The organism is Sporosarcina ureae, from assembly GCF_002109325.1.
GTDB classification, from domain to species: domain Bacteria; phylum Bacillota; class Bacilli; order Bacillales_A; family Planococcaceae; genus Sporosarcina; species Sporosarcina ureae_C.
In genome coordinates, this window is the sequence record NZ_CP015348.1 from 3,212,051 (window position 1) to 3,231,916 (window position 19,866).

Annotated in this window: 21 protein-coding genes and 1 riboswitch; of the genes, 19 read left to right on the forward strand and 2 right to left on the reverse strand. The window is 40.6% G+C overall.

The features are described from left to right. The first annotated feature begins 31 nt into the window (after positions 1–31). A complete protein-coding gene (lysA, locus tag SporoP32a_RS15715; RefSeq protein ID WP_085428769.1) occupies positions 32–1,357 on the forward strand; it encodes a diaminopimelate decarboxylase in 1,326 nt (441 codons plus the stop codon). Between the two features lie 180 nt (positions 1,358–1,537). After that, positions 1,538–1,912, forward strand: coding sequence for a GNAT family N-acetyltransferase (locus tag SporoP32a_RS15720; RefSeq protein WP_085428770.1), 375 nt, complete (start codon positions 1,538–1,540; stop codon positions 1,910–1,912). Here the strand turns inward: SporoP32a_RS15720 and SporoP32a_RS15725 are convergent. Then, on the reverse strand, positions 1,909–2,418 hold the full coding sequence (locus SporoP32a_RS15725; protein ID WP_085428771.1) for a DUF309 domain-containing protein: 510 nt from the start codon (positions 2,416–2,418) through the stop codon (positions 1,909–1,911). The genes SporoP32a_RS15720 and SporoP32a_RS15725 overlap by 4 nt on opposite strands. Positions 2,419–2,454: 36 nt before the next feature. Here SporoP32a_RS15725 and SporoP32a_RS15730 point away from each other — a divergent pair, with 36 nt between their 5' ends. From SporoP32a_RS15730 to SporoP32a_RS15785, 12 genes are all read left to right on the forward strand, one after another. After that, positions 2,455–3,186 (forward strand): segregation/condensation protein A, encoded by a 732-nt coding sequence (locus SporoP32a_RS15730; RefSeq protein WP_085428772.1) that lies wholly within the window; start codon positions 2,455–2,457, stop codon positions 3,184–3,186. A gap of 13 nt (positions 3,187–3,199) precedes the next feature. After that, positions 3,200–3,811: an SMC-Scp complex subunit ScpB gene (gene scpB, locus SporoP32a_RS15735; protein ID WP_085428773.1), complete on the forward strand. Its 612-nt coding sequence runs from the start codon at positions 3,200–3,202 to the stop codon at positions 3,809–3,811. Next, positions 3,808–4,812, forward strand: coding sequence for a D-alanyl-D-alanine carboxypeptidase family protein (locus SporoP32a_RS15740; RefSeq protein ID WP_232319552.1), 1,005 nt, complete (start codon positions 3,808–3,810; stop codon positions 4,810–4,812). Before scpB ends, SporoP32a_RS15740 begins: the two co-directional genes overlap by 4 nt. A 107-nt stretch (positions 4,813–4,919) precedes the next feature. Further along, the gene (locus tag SporoP32a_RS15745) at positions 4,920–5,651 is read left to right on the forward strand and encodes a pseudouridine synthase (RefSeq protein ID WP_085428774.1); all 732 of its coding nucleotides are present in this window, start codon (positions 4,920–4,922) and stop codon (positions 5,649–5,651) included. Between the two features lie 104 nt (positions 5,652–5,755). Next, the gene (resA, locus tag SporoP32a_RS15750) at positions 5,756–6,292 is read left to right on the forward strand and encodes a thiol-disulfide oxidoreductase ResA (protein WP_085428775.1); all 537 of its coding nucleotides are present in this window, start codon (positions 5,756–5,758) and stop codon (positions 6,290–6,292) included. A gap of 15 nt (positions 6,293–6,307) precedes the next feature. After that, entirely contained in the window at positions 6,308–7,966 is a 1,659-nt protein-coding gene (resB, locus tag SporoP32a_RS15755) for a cytochrome c biogenesis protein ResB (protein WP_085428776.1), read from the forward strand. Continuing rightward, positions 7,957–9,141, forward strand: coding sequence for a c-type cytochrome biogenesis protein CcsB (gene ccsB, locus SporoP32a_RS15760; RefSeq protein WP_085428777.1), 1,185 nt, complete (start codon positions 7,957–7,959; stop codon positions 9,139–9,141). The genes resB and ccsB overlap by 10 nt, the downstream gene beginning before the upstream one ends. A gap of 104 nt (positions 9,142–9,245) precedes the next feature. Next, complete coding sequence (locus SporoP32a_RS15765; protein WP_085428778.1) at positions 9,246–9,965, forward strand: response regulator transcription factor; 720 nt, start codon at positions 9,246–9,248, stop codon at positions 9,963–9,965. Further along, positions 9,962–11,752: an ATP-binding protein gene (locus SporoP32a_RS15770; protein ID WP_085428779.1), complete on the forward strand. Its 1,791-nt coding sequence runs from the start codon at positions 9,962–9,964 to the stop codon at positions 11,750–11,752. The genes SporoP32a_RS15765 and SporoP32a_RS15770 overlap by 4 nt, the downstream gene beginning before the upstream one ends. 48 nt (positions 11,753–11,800) lie before the next feature. Beyond that, positions 11,801–12,328: a sigma-70 family RNA polymerase sigma factor gene (locus SporoP32a_RS15775; RefSeq protein ID WP_085428780.1), complete on the forward strand. Its 528-nt coding sequence runs from the start codon at positions 11,801–11,803 to the stop codon at positions 12,326–12,328. Position 12,329: 1 nt separating this feature from the next. Beyond that, positions 12,330–13,529 (forward strand): hypothetical protein, encoded by a 1,200-nt coding sequence (locus SporoP32a_RS15780; protein WP_085428781.1) that lies wholly within the window; start codon positions 12,330–12,332, stop codon positions 13,527–13,529. Between the two features lie 72 nt (positions 13,530–13,601). Then, positions 13,602–13,736: riboswitch (FMN riboswitch) on the forward strand. 190 nt (positions 13,737–13,926) lie between these two features. Then, positions 13,927–14,508, forward strand: coding sequence for an ECF transporter S component (locus SporoP32a_RS15785; protein ID WP_085428782.1), 582 nt, complete (start codon positions 13,927–13,929; stop codon positions 14,506–14,508). A 195-nt stretch (positions 14,509–14,703) separates the two neighbouring features. On the opposite strand, the gene SporoP32a_RS15790 is transcribed toward SporoP32a_RS15785, so the two are convergent. Further along, positions 14,704–14,961, reverse strand: a complete 258-nt coding sequence (locus tag SporoP32a_RS15790; protein WP_085428783.1) for a ferredoxin — start codon at positions 14,959–14,961, stop codon at positions 14,704–14,706. A 112-nt stretch (positions 14,962–15,073) separates the two neighbouring features. On the opposite strand from SporoP32a_RS15790, the gene SporoP32a_RS15795 reads away from it, so the two are divergent. The 5 genes from SporoP32a_RS15795 (at position 15,074) to SporoP32a_RS15815 (ending at position 19,860) form a co-directional block, all read left to right on the forward strand. Further along, on the forward strand, positions 15,074–16,102 hold the full coding sequence (locus tag SporoP32a_RS15795) for a YpbB family protein (protein WP_085428784.1): 1,029 nt from the start codon (positions 15,074–15,076) through the stop codon (positions 16,100–16,102). Next, entirely contained in the window at positions 16,102–17,541 is a 1,440-nt protein-coding gene (locus tag SporoP32a_RS15800; protein ID WP_085428785.1) for a RecQ family ATP-dependent DNA helicase, read from the forward strand. Before SporoP32a_RS15795 ends, SporoP32a_RS15800 begins: the two co-directional genes overlap by 1 nt. Before the next feature lie 148 nt (positions 17,542–17,689). After that, positions 17,690–17,995 carry a hypothetical protein gene (locus SporoP32a_RS15805; protein WP_085428786.1) on the forward strand — a complete coding sequence of 102 codons (306 nt, stop codon included), beginning with the start codon at positions 17,690–17,692 and terminating at the stop codon, positions 17,993–17,995. 109 nt (positions 17,996–18,104) lie between these two features. Next, positions 18,105–18,869 carry a metallophosphoesterase gene (locus tag SporoP32a_RS15810; RefSeq protein WP_085428787.1) on the forward strand — a complete coding sequence of 255 codons (765 nt, stop codon included), beginning with the start codon at positions 18,105–18,107 and terminating at the stop codon, positions 18,867–18,869. A gap of 28 nt (positions 18,870–18,897) precedes the next feature. Next, positions 18,898–19,860 carry a YpdA family putative bacillithiol disulfide reductase gene (locus SporoP32a_RS15815; protein ID WP_085428788.1) on the forward strand — a complete coding sequence of 321 codons (963 nt, stop codon included), beginning with the start codon at positions 18,898–18,900 and terminating at the stop codon, positions 19,858–19,860. Positions 19,861–19,866: the final 6 nt, after the last annotated feature.

Sequence of the window (19,866 nt, forward strand, 5' to 3'; positions counted from 1 at the left end):
TATCTGAGAGAATTCGGGAGGGGTATGGGACATGCATCTTTATGGAACACAGGCAGTGAATGAAAGTGGTCATCTGACAATCGGTGGAGTAGACGTTTCAGAATTAGCTTCACAATATGGAACGCCGGTCATGGTGTACGACACGGAGTTATTCAAAAAGCGTGCGCGAGCATTTAAAGAAACGTTTGAACGCAAAAATATTAACGCTCAGGTTGCTTATGCGAGTAAAGCTTTCTCATCCATTGCGATCTATCAGTTGGCAGAACAAGAAGGATTGTCTCTTGACGTAGTTTCGGGTGGAGAATTGTATACAGCTGTAGCAGCAGGTTTTCCCCGTGAACGTATTCATTTCCACGGAAATAATAAAAGTAGAGAAGAAATCTTGTATGCATTTGAAGAGGGAATTGGCTGTATCGTAGTCGATAACTTCTTGGAAATCGACATGATTAAAAAGGTTGCGGAAGAGCGCAAGCAAATAATGAATGTTCTGATTCGCGTAACACCAGGTGTTGAAGCACATACACATGACTATATTACGACGGGACAGGAAGATTCGAAATTTGGCTTTGACTTGAAAAATGGTCAAACTGATGAAGCATTCCGTTCGCTGTATGATCATGAATATATTCATTTTCTCGGTATGCATTGCCATATTGGGTCGCAGATTTTTGAAACCGATGCATTCAAGTTTGCAGCAGAAGTGCTGATGGAAAGAATGGTGGAATGGCGGAAGAACTACCAGTTTATCTGTCCGGTCTTAAATCTAGGCGGTGGATTTGGTATTCGTTATACAGAAGAAGATACGCCGCTAGAACCAGCCGAATATGTAGAAGAAATGGCAGATGTAGTGAAGAAGATGGCGGAGGAATGTCAGTATCCCATTCCTGAAATCTGGATAGAACCCGGCCGCTCGCTTGTTGGAGATGCAGGAACGACCATTTATTCCACAGGCAGCACAAAAGTTGTGCCGGGTGTCCGTACATACGTAGCAGTAGATGGCGGAATGTCTGATAATATACGTCCTGCTTTATATGATGCACATTATTCTAGTGCGATCGCCAATCGAATGAACGAACCACATGATCAGCAATGGACTGTAGCAGGTAAATGCTGTGAGTCAGGCGATAAATTAATAGAACAAGCCGCTTTACCGAAAGTGGAAACAGGCGATCTACTAGCTGTCTTTTGTACAGGAGCCTACACGTACTCCATGGCCAGCAACTATAATCGTTTACCACGACCCGCTGTTGTGTTTGCTGAAAATGGCCAGCATCAGTTAGTAGTAAGACGCGAAACCTACGAAGACATTATTAAATTGGATCTTCCGTTACAATCAAATGAGAAGGAGAATTTCTGATGAAAAAGAAAAACATCATTCTCTTCCTTTCCATTGTTGTAATGGCGATTGTTTGGGGTGTCATCTATTGGTATTTAGTTGTTCCGGTGATCGATCCGAGCTATAAATAATGCGTAAGTTGAAGAAAACGGTGTATTGGTGTAAACTATACAGAGGATTTCTGAAAAGAAGGGGTTACTATTGAATCTTATTCGCTTTAAGAAAGCACAAGAGAAAATTGCTATGGGTTTTTTATCATATATCCCTAGTGAGAAAATGTTATGTAAATTACAAGAAACTGTTCAGCAGTATATTTGCGAAGAACAGTGGCAGTTATTTCTTTATAAAGAAGCAGAGGATTACATTGGTTTAATAGGTGTAGAAATAAATGATGAGGCTAAGACGTATACTGTCCAGCATATTTCGGTTAATCCATCGTTTCGTGGAGAAGGAATTGCGTACAAGATGATGAAGGAATTGCAGGAGATTTATCCGGGATACAGCTGTGAAGGCACTGATTTTACCAAACCCTTTATACAAAGTTGCTTACGAAAAGAAGAAGGCGCAGATCTTTAATGACTGCCCTTCTTCTTTTCTTCACGTTGTAAAAGAATATCCGACCTGTCCCGCTGCATATGCTTATGAATAACTGACGCGCTATTTTTTGGCAATAATGCAATCGAGGGCTTAGTTTGATCCGCGGCAACTTGCAAGCGTGGTGAGATGGGGAGTTGGAATGCACAGAATTCATCATTAGATTTAATACTCTCCAAACAGTGCTCTAGCTTGCTAATGATATCATCAATGGCCACTTCTTCCAGATAGTCGCCAAATTGTACAGGCATTTGTCTAAAACGTGTGATGGCTTTGTTCAAAGTGCGGGAAGCGCCTGCTGTATTGCCTCTGCGCCAGTGGTATAATCCTGTAGCCATGAGAATATAGCCTGTTAGTGGATGGTCTTTTGAAAAGTTCTCTTGTTCCTTCCAATATTCTTCTAGCACTTCATGGCATTCGAAATAATCTTGATTGTCATTGAAATACACAATAAACTGTAGAAAAAGAGGATGATAGTAAGGGTGCATCTAAATCATTCCTTTCTAGTTAGGTAGGTTGGTAAAATGAGTTATAGTGTAAAACTCGAAGTTTTCGAAGGTCCACTTGATCTATTACTACATTTGATCAATCGGCTCGAAATTGATATTTACGACATTCCCATGGCGGAGCTGACACAGCAGTACATAGAACATTTGCACGCCATGCGTGTTCTTCGGTTGGATGAATTAAGCGAATACCTCGTGCTGGCAGCGACACTTCTAGAAGTGAAAAGTAAAATGCTGTTGCCAGTCAATGAAGAAGAAGCGTTCATCGAAGAATTCGGTTATGAGGAGGATCCGCGTGAAGAATTGATTGCCCGTTTGATGGAGTATCGGAAATTTAAGGAAGCGGCACATTCGCTACGTGAATCCGCAGCGAATCGTGATGAACACTTCACAAAAGAGCCTGAAGACTTAACGGTCTACGGTGTCCCACTTGTAGCGGAAACGGAAGAGCAACTGAATGTCTTTGATTTAATCGGTGCGTTTCAAAAAATGTTACACAGAAAAAAGCTGAAACTGCCTCTTACAGCGAGTATAACAAAGTCAGAGCAATCTGTCGGGGATAAGATGTCTTCGATTATGAGTAAACTTGAACTATGTGGCGGAGAATGTGATTTTCAAGCTCTTTTTGAAACGGCGACAGTGACTGAACTCGTTTTGACATTTTTATCGTTGCTCGAACTGATGAAATTACAAGAAGTTAAAGTACGACAAAGCAATAACTTTGAAGAATTACGAATCTCGTTGATGTGAAGGGGTGAGGGGTATGGATTTTGAAACAGGTTTCATCGGTATGACGGAAAGTTTTTTATTCGTAGCAGGTGAAGAAGGATTAACCCTTGCGCAGTTAGCCACATTATTGGAATGCGATGAGCAAAAAGCAGAACAAGTGCTGATTTCGTTGCAAGCTGCATATGACGACGATGATACACGGGGTATTACGCTAAAAGGTTATGGTGGAAGTTACCGCTTAGTGACAAAGAGCGAATGGGCAAACGATATTAAGAGAATGCTGGAAGATCCGAAGCCATCTACATTTACACAAGCTGCACTTGAAGTATTGGCGATCATCGCCTACAAGCAGCCTGTGACGCGCGTAGAGATCGATGATTTGCGTGGAGTGAAGTCTGAGCGTGCCTTGTCTTCGTTAGCCGCTAAAGGCTTTGTAGAGGAAGTAGGGCGCATGGATGGTCCTGGTAGGCCGATTTTATATGGCACGACAGCTTTCTTCTTAGATCGTTTTGGACTGGCTTCACTCGAAGATATGCCACCACTGTCAATTGATGAAGAACAAGAAACATCCGAAGAGACAGATTTATTCATGACAAAATTCCAAGAAGCGTTTTCCAATACAGAAGAAGGAGGACATGATGCTTGAGAAAGATTTCGTTCATCGTTCTACTGGTAGTCGGATTAGTGATGAATCCTGCAAGTAGTCAAGCGGCAGGCGCGTCATATGCAGTGATAGACGGGGAAAACGGAAGATTGCTGATGGGGTCAAATGAGCATGAACCGCTACCGATAGCAAGTTTGACTAAAATGTGGACGGCTTATACGTTTTTGGAGTTAAATCCAAGTGAAGAGGAAACAGTCATTTCCTCACAAGCCGCGACGGCAGAAGGGTCATCCATTTATCTAGAAACAGGTCAAGTAATGAAGACGAAAGATTTACTGTATGGCTTAATGCTTCGTTCAGGTAATGATGCAGCCCAGGCGCTCGCGGAACATGCGGGTGGCTCACTTGAAGGGTTCGTCTACTTGATGAATGAAGTAGCGCAAAGTCATGGCTTGGAGCAAACGCATTTTATGAATCCATCCGGTTTGCACGGCGAGCATCACCTATCTTCTGCGTATGATACAGCGAGAATGTTATATTTTGCCATGAAGAATCCAGAGTTTCGTAAAATAGCTTCTACAAAAAACTATCCTTTTGAAACTGAACATGGAAAAAATAGTTGGCAAAACAAACATCGACTAGTGATATCTGAACCAACTGCTGTTGCAGGTAAAACAGGCTTCACAAAAGCAGCAGGACGTACATTGGCTACTTATTTCGAAAAGGATGGAAAGTCCGTCATTGTCGTTACATTAAATAACGGAGATGATTGGCAAGTTCATAAACAGTTATCAGAGCGGGTGTTCTCTGAATATCAATCGTATACTGCAGTGAAAAAAGGGAAGTATCAAGTATTTCCACATATGGTCGCAAAGCTGGATCAATCTGTTAAATTACTCGTAACGAAAGAAGAGAAGAAAATGTTGTCCAATGTGTTACAAATTCCACAAGCAGATGAACAACAGAAAAAAGGCTACTGGTCTATTTATTTAGGTACAGAACCAATTAAGACAGTAGCAGTAGATATCGAGTCCGAGAAGTGAGTTGAAAACATACTATTTCGAAGATTGACCTACATAGGTCAGTCTTCTTTTCATTTGCTCGAAAGTATGACATAATTTTTTCAGTATGTAACATCAAGGAGGAACCCATGGAAAGATTACAAAAGGTATTGGCACAAGCCGGCGTAGCGTCAAGAAGAAAGTCAGAAAAACTTATATTGGATGGCTTGGTTAAAGTAAATGGTAAAGTCGTGACAGAATTAGGCACTAAAGTTACTAGAATGGACACAATTGAGGTAGAAGGAGTTCAATTAACAAAAGAAACTCCTGTCTATTATCTGCTTTATAAACCACGTGGTTATATCTCAACAGTAGATGACGAAAAGGGTCGCAAAACCGTTATGGATTTAGTGCCAGAAGTCAGCCAGCGTATTTTCCCGGTTGGCAGATTGGATTATGATACATCGGGCGTATTGTTGATGACGAACGACGGGGACTTCTCTTACTTAATGACTCATCCGAAGTTTGAAATCAAAAAGAAATATGTAGCAAAAGTAAAAGGAATTCCTTCCCGCGATGATCTTAAAAAGCTGGAGACAGGAATCGAATTAGATGACGGTAGTACTGCTCCTGCTCGTGTGAAAATGACAAGTTCGGATAAGAAAACCAATTCAGCGATTGTCGAGATCACAATCCATGAAGGGCGTAACCGTCAAGTACGAAGAATGTTCGACGCAATTAATTGCCCTGTGCAAAAATTGAAGCGTGAAGAGTTTGCGAACTTGACTACTCGTGGATTGAATGCTGGAGAAGCACGTGAGTTAACTAGACACGAATTGAAACAATTACGCGTCTTGGCAGAAACAGGTAAGATCGGCTAAGAAAGCGTGGAATGTTCACAAACCTATCACTAGTGCAGTCCCAACTGATTTTACGTTTTGCTATAATAGCAATTGGAACGCAAATTAGACAGGAGGTTACATGATTGGCCAAAAAGAAAAACAAAAAGACTATCAGGCTAATTAGCAGAGCAGCCCTTCTATTAATTTTAGCTGCAATTCTTATCTACGCAATTACTTCAAAAGATAAAGTGAAAGTCTTGGCGGAAGGTGATACAGCTCCTGATTTCGAGCTTGTAGATTTAGAAGGAAATGAACATCGGTTATCGGATTACAAAGGACAAGGCGTATTCCTGAATTTCTGGGGTACATGGTGTCCACCTTGTAAAAAGGAAATGCCTCACATGGAGGATCTCTATAAAGACTTTGAAGCGAAAGGTGTACATATCCTTACTGTCAACGTAGGAGAACCAAAAGTGAAAATAGAACTTTTTAGAGATGACATGGACCTTTCATTCCCGATGTTATGGGATAAGAACAAAACCGTTATGGATTTGTATAATATCAAACCATTACCTACAACTTTCCTCATCAATCCAGAAGGAAAGATTACGAAAGTCATTAAACAGGGAATGACAGAGCAACAAATTTACGAGTATTTAGAAAGCATTCAACCAAAGTAAGGAGATTGTTACTCAATGAGCAAAATCAAATGCCAATGCGGGCATGAAAATCCTTATGGTACAGAGCTTTGTGAGAAGTGTGGTCGTCCCTTATCTGAAAAAGCAAAGAAAAGTGATATTGTAGATATGCGCTACGAAGGATCTTCTAGAAGATCTCAAACCTATAAGAGTTCCATTGTCGATAAAATTTGGAACTTCTTCTCCAGTGTCAAGATTGGCGTTAGTATTATTGCGGCGGTATTAATCGCGTCAGCAATTGGAACCATCTTTCCGCAGAAGTTCTATGTACCTGCCACTACGCCGGAAGGCTATTTGGAATACTATGAGCGTTTGTATGGTACGGTAGGAAAACTTTATTATGAGCTAGGCTTATATGATATGTATAATAGCTGGTGGTTTAAAGTGCTGGTCGGTATGCTTGCAACTTCTATTATTATCGCAAGTATTGACCGTGTGGTTCCGCTTTATAAATCACTTAAAAAGCAACGTACACGTCGTCATCCATCCTTTATGAAGCGTCAGCGGATTTTCGGAGAAGGTGATGTTCAAAATACAGAAGAGTCCCTTGTAAAAGCAGAAGAGAAACTAAAAGCAATGCGCTACAATGTGAAAACGGAAAATGGCGCAATTTTAGCTGAAAAACATCGATTTTCACGTTGGGGCCCATATATTAACCACGTCGGATTAATTATTTTCATTTCGGGCATTCTGCTGAGAGGGATTCCTGGTTTTTATGTTGACGAAGCGATGTGGCTCCGTGAAGGAGAAACACGTAATATCGTCGGAGCACCAGGTTATGTACTTGAAAATAAAAAGTTCACTTTAGAGAATTATACAAAAGAAGAAGCAGAAGAAGTATTCGGTGAGGCGTTGGATAAGAATGGCACGATCGCCAAATCATATACAACAGACGTTACATTGTATAAACAAGAAGAGGGAGCACTACCTGGTAGTGAAAGTCTTAAAAAAGTGGAGGATTACTCCATCAATGTCAACAAGCCATTGAAGTTTGATGGATATAATGTTTTCCAGATGGATTATAAACTGGACGAGCTTAAAAACATGACATTCCATTTGGTAAATAAATCTTCTGAAGAATCTCTTGGAGAATTTACGGTGAATTTAAGTGACCCAGAGAAGGAATATGATCTTGGAAATGGCTCTACTGTCAATATGCTCGGTTTTTATCCAGATTATGATGGAATTAAAGACGGGGAACCCTATTCGAAATCACCTGTTCCGAATAATCCAGCGTTCATTTTTCAAATGAACACACCGGATAAGCCAAAAGGTGAAAAGAGTTTCGTTGCAATTCGTCAAACGCTGGAAGTAGAAGAGAACGACTATGCGATTAAGTTCGCAGCTGCCGAGACACGAAATATTTCTGGTTTAACAATCCGTAAAGATAAGACATTATATATCCTCTTATTCGGTGGTTTAGTATTTATGATTGGTGTTATTCAAGGTATGTACTGGCAACACCGCAGAGTATGGATTCAAGAAGATACAGAAGGACATCTATTGATTGCTGCACATACGAATAAAAACTGGTTCTCTTTACGTAAAGAGCTAGATACATTACGAGAAACTGCAGACTTGCCTGCTTATATAGATCGTCAGGATCCTGAGTTGGACAAGCCAGAACAGGAAGGGGACGAGGAAATATGGACTTAGTTACCATTAGTAGTAATTTATTATTAGTTTCGTTTGTTGCGTATTTAGTGGCAACAATGTTCTTTGGTGGGGCAATTAAAAAATCGAAATCTGAAAAGGCTTATCATAATAGTAAGTGGGGAACAATCGGTATTGTCATTACAATCATCGGTTTCCTTACTCACCTAGGCTATTTCTTTACTAGATGGGCTGCATCAGGTCACGCTCCATTAAGTAATATGTTTGAATTTACGACTGCGTTCGGTATGATGCTTGTTGGTGCATTCATCATGTTGTATCTAATATACCGAACACCGTCACTCGGATTGTTTGCATTACCTATTGCGATTATTATTATCTCGTATGCAACTATGTTCCCGACGGACGTAACTCCGCTAATCCCTGCTTTGCAGAGTAAATGGTTGTTCATCCACGTAATCACGACGGTTATTGGTGAATCTATCCTTGCAATCAGTGCGATAGCAGGTCTTGTGTATTTGGTGAAAAATATCGACATGACAAAGAAATCCAAATCGCGTTTTTGGATTGAAGCAGTTATGTATACGCTAGTTTTAGTACTTGGATTTGTTGTGGCATCTACAACATTTAAGGTAATGGATTATCAAGCTGATTTCACATACATCAATAAAGATCAAGTGCCAGCTGAAATCACATATCACGTTCCTCCGCTATTCGGAATGAATGAGTATGAAGCCATGACACCGGATAAAATGACACCTTGGGTGGAGTTACCTCCGATCATCAATGCTCAAAAAATGTCTTCTCTAGTTTGGTCTATTGCCATAGGTTCAGTGCTTTACGTACTATTACGCTTAATTGCACGCAAACCACTCGCTGCGGTCTTCCAACCGCTAGCGCGGAAGGCGAATTCTCAACTGATGGATGAAATCGGCTATCGTGCTGTATTGATTGGTTTCCCAGTGTTCACGCTCGGTGCTTTAATTTTCGCTATGATTTGGGCGCATGAAGCTTGGTCACGATTCTGGGGTTGGGATCCGAAAGAAGTGTGGGCACTCATTACATGGTTGTTCTACGCTGCATTCCTTCACTTGCGTTTATCAAAAGGTTGGGAAGGTAAAAAGTCTGCATGGCTTGCTGTCATCGGATTTGTTATCATCATGTTCAACCTGATTGCCGTAAACTTAATTATTGCAGGTTTACACTCCTATGCATAAAATCAGACTGTATGACAATAATTGTCATGCAGTCTTTTTATTTCTTTTTATAGGTTAGTAATTGTACAATGGAGATAGAAGGTTGTCGAAAGGGGTAATGAATTGTGGAAGAAACAGTGAAGCTCTTAGTGGTGGATGATGAGGATCGCATTCGTCGCCTATTGAATATGTATTTATCTAGAGAAGGTTATGAAATTGAAGAAGCGGTCGATGGAGCAGATGCGCTAGAAAAAGTGTTTGCTGGACAATATGATTGTATATTGCTCGACGTAATGATGCCTGAAAAAGATGGCATGGAAGTATTAGCTGAACTGCGTGAAAATAAAATTATGACGCCTGTTATTTTATTGACAGCAAAAGGTGAAGAAGCAGATCGTGTAAGCGGGTTTGAAAGTGGTGCAGATGATTACATCGTCAAGCCATTCAGTCCAAGGGAAGTAGTTTTACGCGTCAAGGCTATGCTCCGACGTTCGGTAGCATTCCCGAACGTTTCATCTAACACGACGTCTAAAGATTTAGTGGTTTATCCACAACTAACGATTGACCATGACGCGCATCGTGTGACAGCTGAAGGGAAAGAAGTAAATTTAACGCCGAAAGAATATGAATTATTATATTTCCTAGCGAAATCACCAGACAAAGTATTTGATCGTGAACAATTGCTGAAGGAAGTATGGCATTACGAATTCTTTGGAGATTTACGTACAGTGGATACACACGTCAAAAGGCTCCGTGAAAAATTGAGCCGGGTTTCAGAGCGGGCAGCAAAAATGATTGTCACTGTTTGGGGTGTCGGTTATAAGTTCGAGGTTCCGAACGAGTGATGCGAATATGGAATTCAATTGTCGGGAAGCTATGGGCAACCATATTGCTTCTCGTTTCGTTTGTCCTGTTTATTGTCACACTGTTCTTGCTTGAGTTTCTGGATAACTTCCATACGAAACAAGCAGAAGAGTCCTTGCAGAGGGAAGCTGCCACCATCAGCAAGATTGTGAACGATCGCAATGGACAAACGAATGATTCCATTCACCAGATTATAGAAGATATCCTCGACTTGGAGACGAACGCAATTGTAGTTGATCGACAGGGCGATATTTTATATTCATTCCATACATCCTCAAGTAAAGATGAAATTGAAGAAAAGCTTCTTTCTGAAAGCGTTTTATTCGAGTCACCTGAATCAGGTAAGCAAAAAATGAAAGAAATGATATTGCCTTCATTGACAGAAAAAGATGTCATGGAGCAATTTTTAATTTTATCCTATCCATTTAAACAAGCAAGTGGTGAGGAAGCGAGTGTACTGATGTATCAAAGTCTAGATGCTGTGCACCGTACAACAAAAAGTACAACGAATATCGTATTCTTATCTGCTTTTATTGCCTTTCTTTTGACTACATTCTTTGCATTTTTCCTATCTACGCGAATCACGTTGCCATTACGTAAAATGAAGCAAGCGGCGTTTGAATTGTCTAAAGGCAATTTTGATACGCATTTACCGGTTGCGCAAAAAGATGAAATTGGTCAGTTGGCTACGGCTTTTAATCAGATGGGACGTCAATTGAAGTATAATATCGAATTGATTAAGCAAGAGAAAGAACAGCTTTCGAGCATTCTCACCTCAATGACAGACGCAGTAGTAACGTTTAATCAAGATTACTCTATCCTGCTGAAAAATCCTCAAGCTGAATTACTGTTGAAAAAGTGGTATGGCTTCAATGAGAAAAAGAATCATCCATTGCCTAAAGAAGTCTTTCATATGTTGGAGCATGCTATTTCGTTTGCTGAGGAAGTGGAAGATGAATTGGAATTAGGTGGGCAGTTTTATGTGATTTCTATTAGCCCATTGTACAGTGAAAACAGTATACGAGGTGCTGTGGCGGTATTCCGGGATATGACTGAACAGCATAAATTGGATAAGTTACGTTCGGATTTCATTGCTAACGTATCGCATGAACTACGGACGCCGATTTCGATGTTGCAAGGGTATAGTGAAGCGATCATTGATGACGTAGTGAGCAGTGAAGAAGAGCGTATGGAAATGGTACAGATCATTCATGATGAGTCAAAACGTATGAGTCGTCTAGTCACAGATTTGCTGAATTTAGCAAGAATGGAGTCTGGCTACATTCAACTTCATAAAGAACCTTTATCCATTGTAGAGTTTTTGGAGCGCATGGTAACAAAGTTTTCACAAGTTGCAAAAGATGCGGAGGTAGACTTGTCGCTAGATACTGAGGAAATGAACACTCTACTCGTGACAGCTGACGAAGACCGTCTAGAACAAGTATTCACCAATTTGATTGACAATGCTATCCGTCACACCCCGGATGGTGGAGCTGTGACGTTAGGCGTCTACAAATCTGCTGGTATGCTCGATATTACAGTAGCCGATACAGGCGTCGGTATTCCTGAAAAAGACTTGCCGTTCGTCTTTGAACGTTTCTATAAAGCCGATAAAGCAAGAACTAGAGGGAAAGGCGGAACGGGACTTGGTTTAGCTATTGCAAAAAATATTATGGAAGCACACGATGGGTCGATTTTAGCGACACGTGGTGATGAAAAAGGAACGATCTTTATTTGTTCGCTCCCATTTGACGCAATAAATAAATGAAACTTTTCCTGTATTGAAACGACTACTATTACAGAGCGAGGGGATTGAATGGATGACTCTGTTTTCCAACGTTTGTATGAAGACTATAACCGCGATGTATTTAACTTCCTGATATATCTAACTCGCAATCGGGAGGTAGCGGAAGATCTAATGCATGAAGTCTATGTGCGTGTTCTTAAATCCTACGGCCGTTTCGAAGGAAAAAGCTCCGAGAAAACATGGCTGTTTGCAATAGCGAAAAATGTGTCTATTGATTATTTCCGAAAACAATCAACTATCAAAAAGCATACTAATATTCATTTTGATTGGGAAACACAGCAATTGACCGCAACTGATAAACTACCTGAGCATTTCATTGAAGCGGATGAACAACAGAAACAATTGCTGGAAGTATTGCACACTTGTACGGGGGATCAAAAGATGGTCATCCTCATGCGGTTTTTCCAAGATCTTTCGGTTGCTGAAACTGCAGAAGTTTTGGATTGGACCGAAAGCAAAGTGAAAACAACACAGCATCGTGCAATAAAAGCATTGAAAACGAAACTTGACGTACGTTCTGTGAAGGAGGGGGGATGAGATGAGTAACGATAAGTGGAATGAAGACGATATGGAGAAACGTTTACGTCATATGCCAGTCGTGGAAGATCGGCGGTCCAAAGAAGAGATCTTGCAACGATTGAAAAACGATGCCAGACTTACAGAACTTGAAGAGCCGAAGAATATTCCGTCAAAATCTAAATGGCCATCAATTATTGCAGCTGTAGCAGCGGTCCTGTTGCTCACTATACTCATACCAACTTTCCTTCAACAGAACAATGAAGTATCAATGGATAAAGCAACAACGAGTGAATCGGCAAGCACTATCGAGATGGAAAATAGTGAAGAAATGCAGTCCGAAGATTCAAGTGATACATCTGTCTATACCAAACAGATTGCAGCGCCACTTACCAATGCTGCTTATCCTGATGATCTCATCGATCACACAGCTTTCCGTATTGGGCTGGCTACCGATCAGGCGACAATTGTCCCTGTGACGTTCTTGATCCCGAATGAACGACTTCCTGAAGGTCTAGGGTCATCTCCAGACGCAGTGGCACTCTATAATGAGTATGCGAATACAATAGATGAAGTGTCGCTTGGCTTCACAGAGTATCATCCTTATATGGCGACGATTTCATCAGTTGGAAAGCAAGTTCAAATGAAGTTTTCAGCTGACCATTCTTATGATCGATCGAGTGCGACGCTTGAGATGCTTAATCTGTCTGTACAAGATACATTTTACGTTTTTGATGAAATTCGATTTCTACAAGAAGACGCATCACCCGTTACGTTTGACGGAGTAGGGAAAGTTGAAGAACCTCTTATCATAACAGGTAATAATTCGCGTCAGGCATACTATCGATTTGAGAAATCGGATGGAGAAGTATTACTTTCGACGAATTTTGGTAAGGTTTACGCTACAGTAGAAGAAGCATTGAATGCGATGAAAGAGACACCAAACGATATCTACTCGTCTGTTGTTCCTGATGAAGTAAACTTCACGGTTACGGATGAAAAAAATAAAGTACGCGTGAAATTTAATGAAATGCTGGACTTAGATAATCTACCATATGAAGAAGCTATGCAACTGATTGAGGGGATTTTACTAACAGCGGCTAGCTTTGATAAGCAAGTAGAGTTTGATCAAATTAAACAAGATCAATGGGGGCGCTTTGATTTTACACAAGCAATCGAAAAACCGATTGGTGCAAACCCTAAGTTTCTGATTAACGAATAATTCTGTTTTGTAAACTCGTAAAGTTTACAAAACAGTTTTTTTACGCTACAATAGAGTCATAATTAAATATTGATTCATCTTCGGGGCAGGGTGTAATTCCCGACCGGCGGAAATGGAGTAGTTTTCTACTTTTAGCCCGCGAGCTTAACAGCTGATTCTGGTGTGATTCCGGAGCCGACAGTATAGTCTGGATGGGAGAAGGTGAAGGTGCAGCCATCTTTTTGTGTACGCAAAAGTGGTGCTTGTTTTCTGACGGATAAATTCATTGAATTTATCTGCTCTTAACAGTGCATTTTACTCTCCCTAAGGCATATTTTGCTTTAGGGATTTTTCGCGGAACAGCAGATGTGCAAGCCTTTCCTCTTTTGAAGTGAATCGCAAAAGGAGAGAGGAACAAGTGAATAACAAGAAGTTACGTAAGTTAATTTTGGTGGCAATATTGGGAAGTATTTCAACGGTGTTGATGCAGTTTAACTTCCCCATCCCGGCTATGCCCGGATTTTTAAAGATCGACTTCAGTGAGATTCCTGCTGTTATGGCAATCATGACAATGGGACCTGTAGCAGGTATTGGCGTAGAGTTATTGAAAAACGTCATGCACTGGTTCTTATCAGGCAGCCCGACAGGAGTACCGGTAGGAGAAATCGCAAACTTTGCGACAGGTGTATTATTCATTATGCCGATCTACTGGATCTTCATGAAGTATCGTTCAGCTAAAGGTCTGATGACAGGTTTGTTCGCAGGTACAGTAGCAATGGCAGTAGGTATGAGCTTGTTGAATTACTTAGTGTTCTTGCCGATGTACACATACTTCCTTGGTATGCCAGCAGTTACTGGCGACTCATTGTATCAGATGATTATCTTAGGAATCTTGCCGTTCAACCTAGTCAAGGGTGTCATTTTATTGGTCATCACATTGATGTTATATAGAAGTATGGAGAAGTGGATTCTTCAGCAACAAAAGAAATTATCATTTTAATCATAACAACGCTAGTCTTTCCGAAAAGGAAGGCTGGCGTTGTTTTTGCATGGGATTGGAGTGTAGGAGAGGCGACTCGACTCGTCACTACGTTCCTGCAGTGTCTCGAACTCGCAAATCCTAATGCCGACCTTTCTTCCTAACCTAAACAAAAAAACAACACATCCAATAGTAGGAAGTGTTGTCGGGATTGAATCAATCTTCATATTTTAATGGATCGCCTTCAAAGGCTTCATCCGCAATTTTAATTGAATCAGTAGGGCAGCCATCAAACGCATCCTCGAGATCCTCCATCAGTTCTTCTGGAACTTCAGTGTTTCCCGTGTTATCATCTAAAATAACAAATGCAATCCCCTCATCGTCATAATCATATATATCTGGTGCAGCAGCCCCGCAGGCCCCGCAAGCTATACACGTATCCTGATCGACAATCGTATATTTTTTGCTAGACATTTGTCTTTCTCCCTTCTTCCATTCACTCAACCTATTTTGTATCTACTCCATTCTAAAGCTGTTTTCATCACTTTTCAACAAAAAAACGTTATTTCTTCAGGAGGGAGCGCAAATGAGTTTTGATTCCATCTTACTAACGATCTTTCAACGCCTTCATGGTGAGCGTTCGGCGCAAGGTGTTTACCACATACTTCGTGGGAAACGATCGGGACAGACATTGCAAGACGTCGAATATTATCAAGTCAAATCATACTACGCACTGTTGCCACAGTTGTCCTCAAGCGAATTCCAGCAGGCGCTCGAGCGGATGGTGGCGGACGGTCTTATCTATATAGATAAACTTGTTTATGTCACAGCAAAAGGTCAAATGGCTACAGGGAGTGAAATGTGGCGATTTAATGGCTGGGACTATCGCGGACGTGAAAGAGAATTCGGTAGGCGATTGGCATTGACAGTTCAAACCTTGTCTAATTTGCGAAGAGGTGAAACTATGTTCATGCCTATTCAGAAAGAATTGCCTACTCAGCAATTTGTAAAAGGATTTCTGCGTAATCAATCAAAACCGATGAATACACTATCTATATCGCTGCAGAAAGAATTGGAACACGCACTAACAGACGCTCAAGTACCCGAGTTGCAATGTACAATAGTGATTGGTCGATTATCAGGAAACCGGCTTACCGCCTTTACTTGGGAGCAGATGGCAGAAAGTCTCAACATGCCGATCCGTTCGATCCAACTTTATTATCTAGAAGCATTGCATATGTTGCTCGATTTTATTCACCAACAACGAAATACTCCATTGCTAAAAGAATTAGCTGCAGGTTGTAGAGTGGACACGTATTTGACACAATCCGCTGAGAGAACGAGGAAGCTATTCGAGCGTGGTTATACCGTTGAACAAATTTCTTCTTTGCGGAATTTGAAATTAAGTACAATAGAAGATCATTTTATTGAAATGGCTGCGAATGTAGAAAGTTTTCCATATGAAGAGTTTGTGACAAACGAACAAATTGATCAAGTTTGGCGTCATGTAGAACAGATGCAAACAAAGCGATTACGTGTATTAAAAGAACAGTGTCCAGAATTGACGTATTTTCAACTACGATTAATAATCATTATTGGAAGGAGGGAGAGCTAATGGAGCTACAGGAAGTTTTGCATCAAAAATTTGGGTATGAATCATTTCGTCCAGGACAACAAGAAGTCATTACAGAAATTCTCGCAGGAAGAGATGCGGTAGCGATTTTCCCTACAGGCATGGGGAAATCCCTTTGCTATCAGTTACCTGCGTATATGCTCAATGGTGCAGTCGTCATTATCTCTCCGCTCGTTGCGTTAATGGAAGATCAAGTTGCTAATTTACGTAAACATAAAGAGAAACGTGTTGTGGCCATTAATTCATTCTTGTCCAGACAAGAGAAAGAATTAGCGCTGTCTACTTTATCTCAATATAAATTTATTTTTTTATCTCCTGAAATGATGATGCAAAAACCTGTTCAACAACTCGTCAACCAATTACATATTGCTTTTTTCGTAGTAGATGAAGCGCATTGTATTTCAGAGTGGGGATTTGACTTTCGTCCAGACTATTTGCGCTTAAAGGAACTATTTGCAGTTTCAAGAAGAGCACCGGTTTTGGCATTAACGGCTACTGCGAATAAAAAAGTAGTGGGGGATATCACTACGTATTTGCAAATGAATAACCCGTATATTGAACGTCAGCCGATGGATCGAACGGCTATTTCGTATCGTGTATTGAAGATGGACAATGAATTAGCAAAGACAGAATGGATTATCGACAGGCTTTCTACGACAATCGGTCCTGGTATAATTTATGTAGCTTCACGAAAGCGAGCCGATGAACTTTCTGCAATCATCAGAGAAAGAGGCATCGCGACTGCTAGTTACCACGGGGGCAAAGAACAGGACGAACGGTCAATCATTCAAGAACAATTTGTCCAAGGAGAACTTGAGTGGATCTGCGCGACTAATGCATTCGGTATGGGAATTCATAAAGATGATATTCGACAAATTATTCATGAACATATCCCTGCCACTCCCAGTGCGTATATACAAGAAGTCGGGCGTGCAGGGCGTGACGGAGGAAAGGCAGCCGCCACTCTTTTGTATAATGATCGAGATATTCAGAAAGTAAAATTCATTGTCTATGGAGATTTGCCCGATGAACAGCAAACACTTTATTATTCTTCTTTATTGCAAGCGGGAACTGGAGAGCAATTGGCTGCAGAACAAGCAGGATTGTCTGAAGTCTCATCCCGTCTACTTGATTATTATTTGGAACAATTTGATGTGGAAAATGTCGTTCGACAAATCCAGCAGATTTATCATGTAAAAGAGAAACAAATTGAGGAAATGGAAAGTTATATAAAATGTGATAGTTGCTTACGGAGAAAATTAGTGCAGTTTTTTGACGAAAACACCTCACCAGCAGAAATGGATTGCTGTTCAAACTGCCAGAATCTTGACGATAGCTGGCTAATGAAATCAGAATCTTTACCTGAAAGGGTCGCTAAGCCGTTACAATGGCGTGAACGACTGCATCAATTATTAGGTTGATCCTAACTGTCTGTATTTACTTTTAAGACAAAATTCGGCATAATAGAAACAGATGAGTTTATGAGCGGACGTACTTTTCACGGATGAATAAACGAATTGCATCATATAATAGCAACAGACATTATGCGGTGTGAAGGAGAAATTAGACATGTTAAACGATCAATATAAGATGGATTTTGAACGGCAGCGAAAAGAGATTAAAGATAAAGTGCCTTCCGATAAACTTCCTTCCCGTGCAGAAGTACATGGAAAGAAGAAAGAGGAAAAATACGGTCGCGTGAAGATCATTAATATTTTTCTAGCAATCTTTACGCTAATTCCTATTATTATTTTACTCTACGTATTATCCGATCTCTATTCCCCTGACGTTCCCGATCAAGTGCCAGTGGAAAAAGTGGAGTTATCGGTTGGGTTTCATCCAACCATGACAGAATACTTGGGTGCAGTTTCATAAGGAAAGTAAAATGGTTGAGGGTATTATCGGAATCTTGCTATACTACTAATGAAATTTATTACTACAAAAGCAAAGTGGATACTTTGCTTTTTTCTATGGGAGCTGACAAATGAAAAAGGCAGAAACAGCAGGAATATCAGTTCTTTTATCAGCAATAACTACGTTGACGTATATGTATACGTTGGCCAATCGAAATCGTTTGCTAACGCATACTTTGTCGATTGATCCAAATCCTACTAAACAGCTGAATATATTCTTTATTTCGGATATACACAGACGTACTATCTCGCCTCGATTAATCGATGAATTACGTACGCGTGCAATTGATGCGGTCATAGTAGGCGGAGATGTAGCAGAAAAAGGTGTACCTATGGAGCGGATTTTGCATAACATGCGATTGCTGTCTTCAGTCGGACCGCTATTTTATATTTTCGGTAATAATGATAAAGAAGTTGGTAGAAAAAACATTTTACAAGTGATGGATGAAGTAGGCGCAACGGTACTCGTAGATAGTACAGCAACCGTACCAAATCATCCGCGCTTCGGATTGTGTGGACTGCAGGATCGGAATAATGGTACCGTCGATATCAATAAAGCAATCGACTCAGCAAGTGGATATGAGTATTTAATTCTCGCTGTGCACAACCCTTCTTTGTTTAAAAAGGTAGAGGAACAACTGACACCTAAATTGTCGCTTGCTGGGCATACGCATGGTGGGCAAATTAGATTTGGGCCATGGGGATTGCAGGATCTAGGGTGTTTCCAATTAACGAAATACGGTGCGAAATTAATCAGTAACGGCTATGGAACGACCAAGTTACCGTTACGACTCGGTGCAAAACCGGAATGTCATGTAGTGGAAGTTCGCTATTAGGCAGTAAGAAGTCAGGAGAGTAGATGTCATGAATTCTGTAGATGCAGTAATTGTCGGTGGCGGTCCATGTGGCTTGTCAGCGGCAATTGAACTACAAAATATCGGTTTGTCTGTAGTAGTAATTGAAAAAGGAAATATCGTGCATTCCATTTATAACTATCCGACTCACCAAACCTTTTTTAGTTCAAGCTTGAAGTTATCAATTGGCAAGACGCCATTTATTACGGCGATGGATAAGCCGAAACGTAATGATGCATTGGTCTATTATAGAACCGTTGCACAAATTGAAGAGCTGCAAATTAATAGCCATGAGCGAGTGGAAGATGTAGTTAAAAATGGTAATCAATTCACCGTAAAAACGGATAAAGCGGTCTATAGTGCAAAGTATGTTGTAGTGGCAACAGGTTATTATGATCAGCCAAATCGTTTACATGTAGAAGGAGAAGATTTGCCAACTGTTTTCCATTACTTTAAAGAAGCACATCCGTATTTCAATAAAAAAGTAACAGTCATTGGTGGCAAAAATTCTGCAGTCGATGCGGCATTGGAATTACAGCGTGCTGGAGCGCATGTTACGGTCGTTTACCGTAATGATACGTATTCAAAAAGTGTCAAACCTTGGATTTTGCCTGGCTTTGATAGTTTAGTGCGGAATGGTCAAATCGATATGTACTTCAATGCGGACGTTACCAAAATTAATGAAAAAGCTGTCACTGTTAATCAGCAAGGTGAAACGTTTGATCTCGAAAGTGATTATGTCTTTGCGATGATTGGCTATCATCCGGACCATGCATTTTTACGTAAAATAGGTATCGAGGTGGATGAGACTTCGGGCCGTCCTATTTTCAATGAAGAGTCAATGGAAACAAACGTGGAGAATTTATTTATAGCAGGTGTCATTGCAGCAGGCAATAATGCCAATGAGATTTTCATCGAAAATGGTCGTTTCCATGGTGGAATGATTGCGCAATCTATCCAACAACAGAAGTGAATCGAA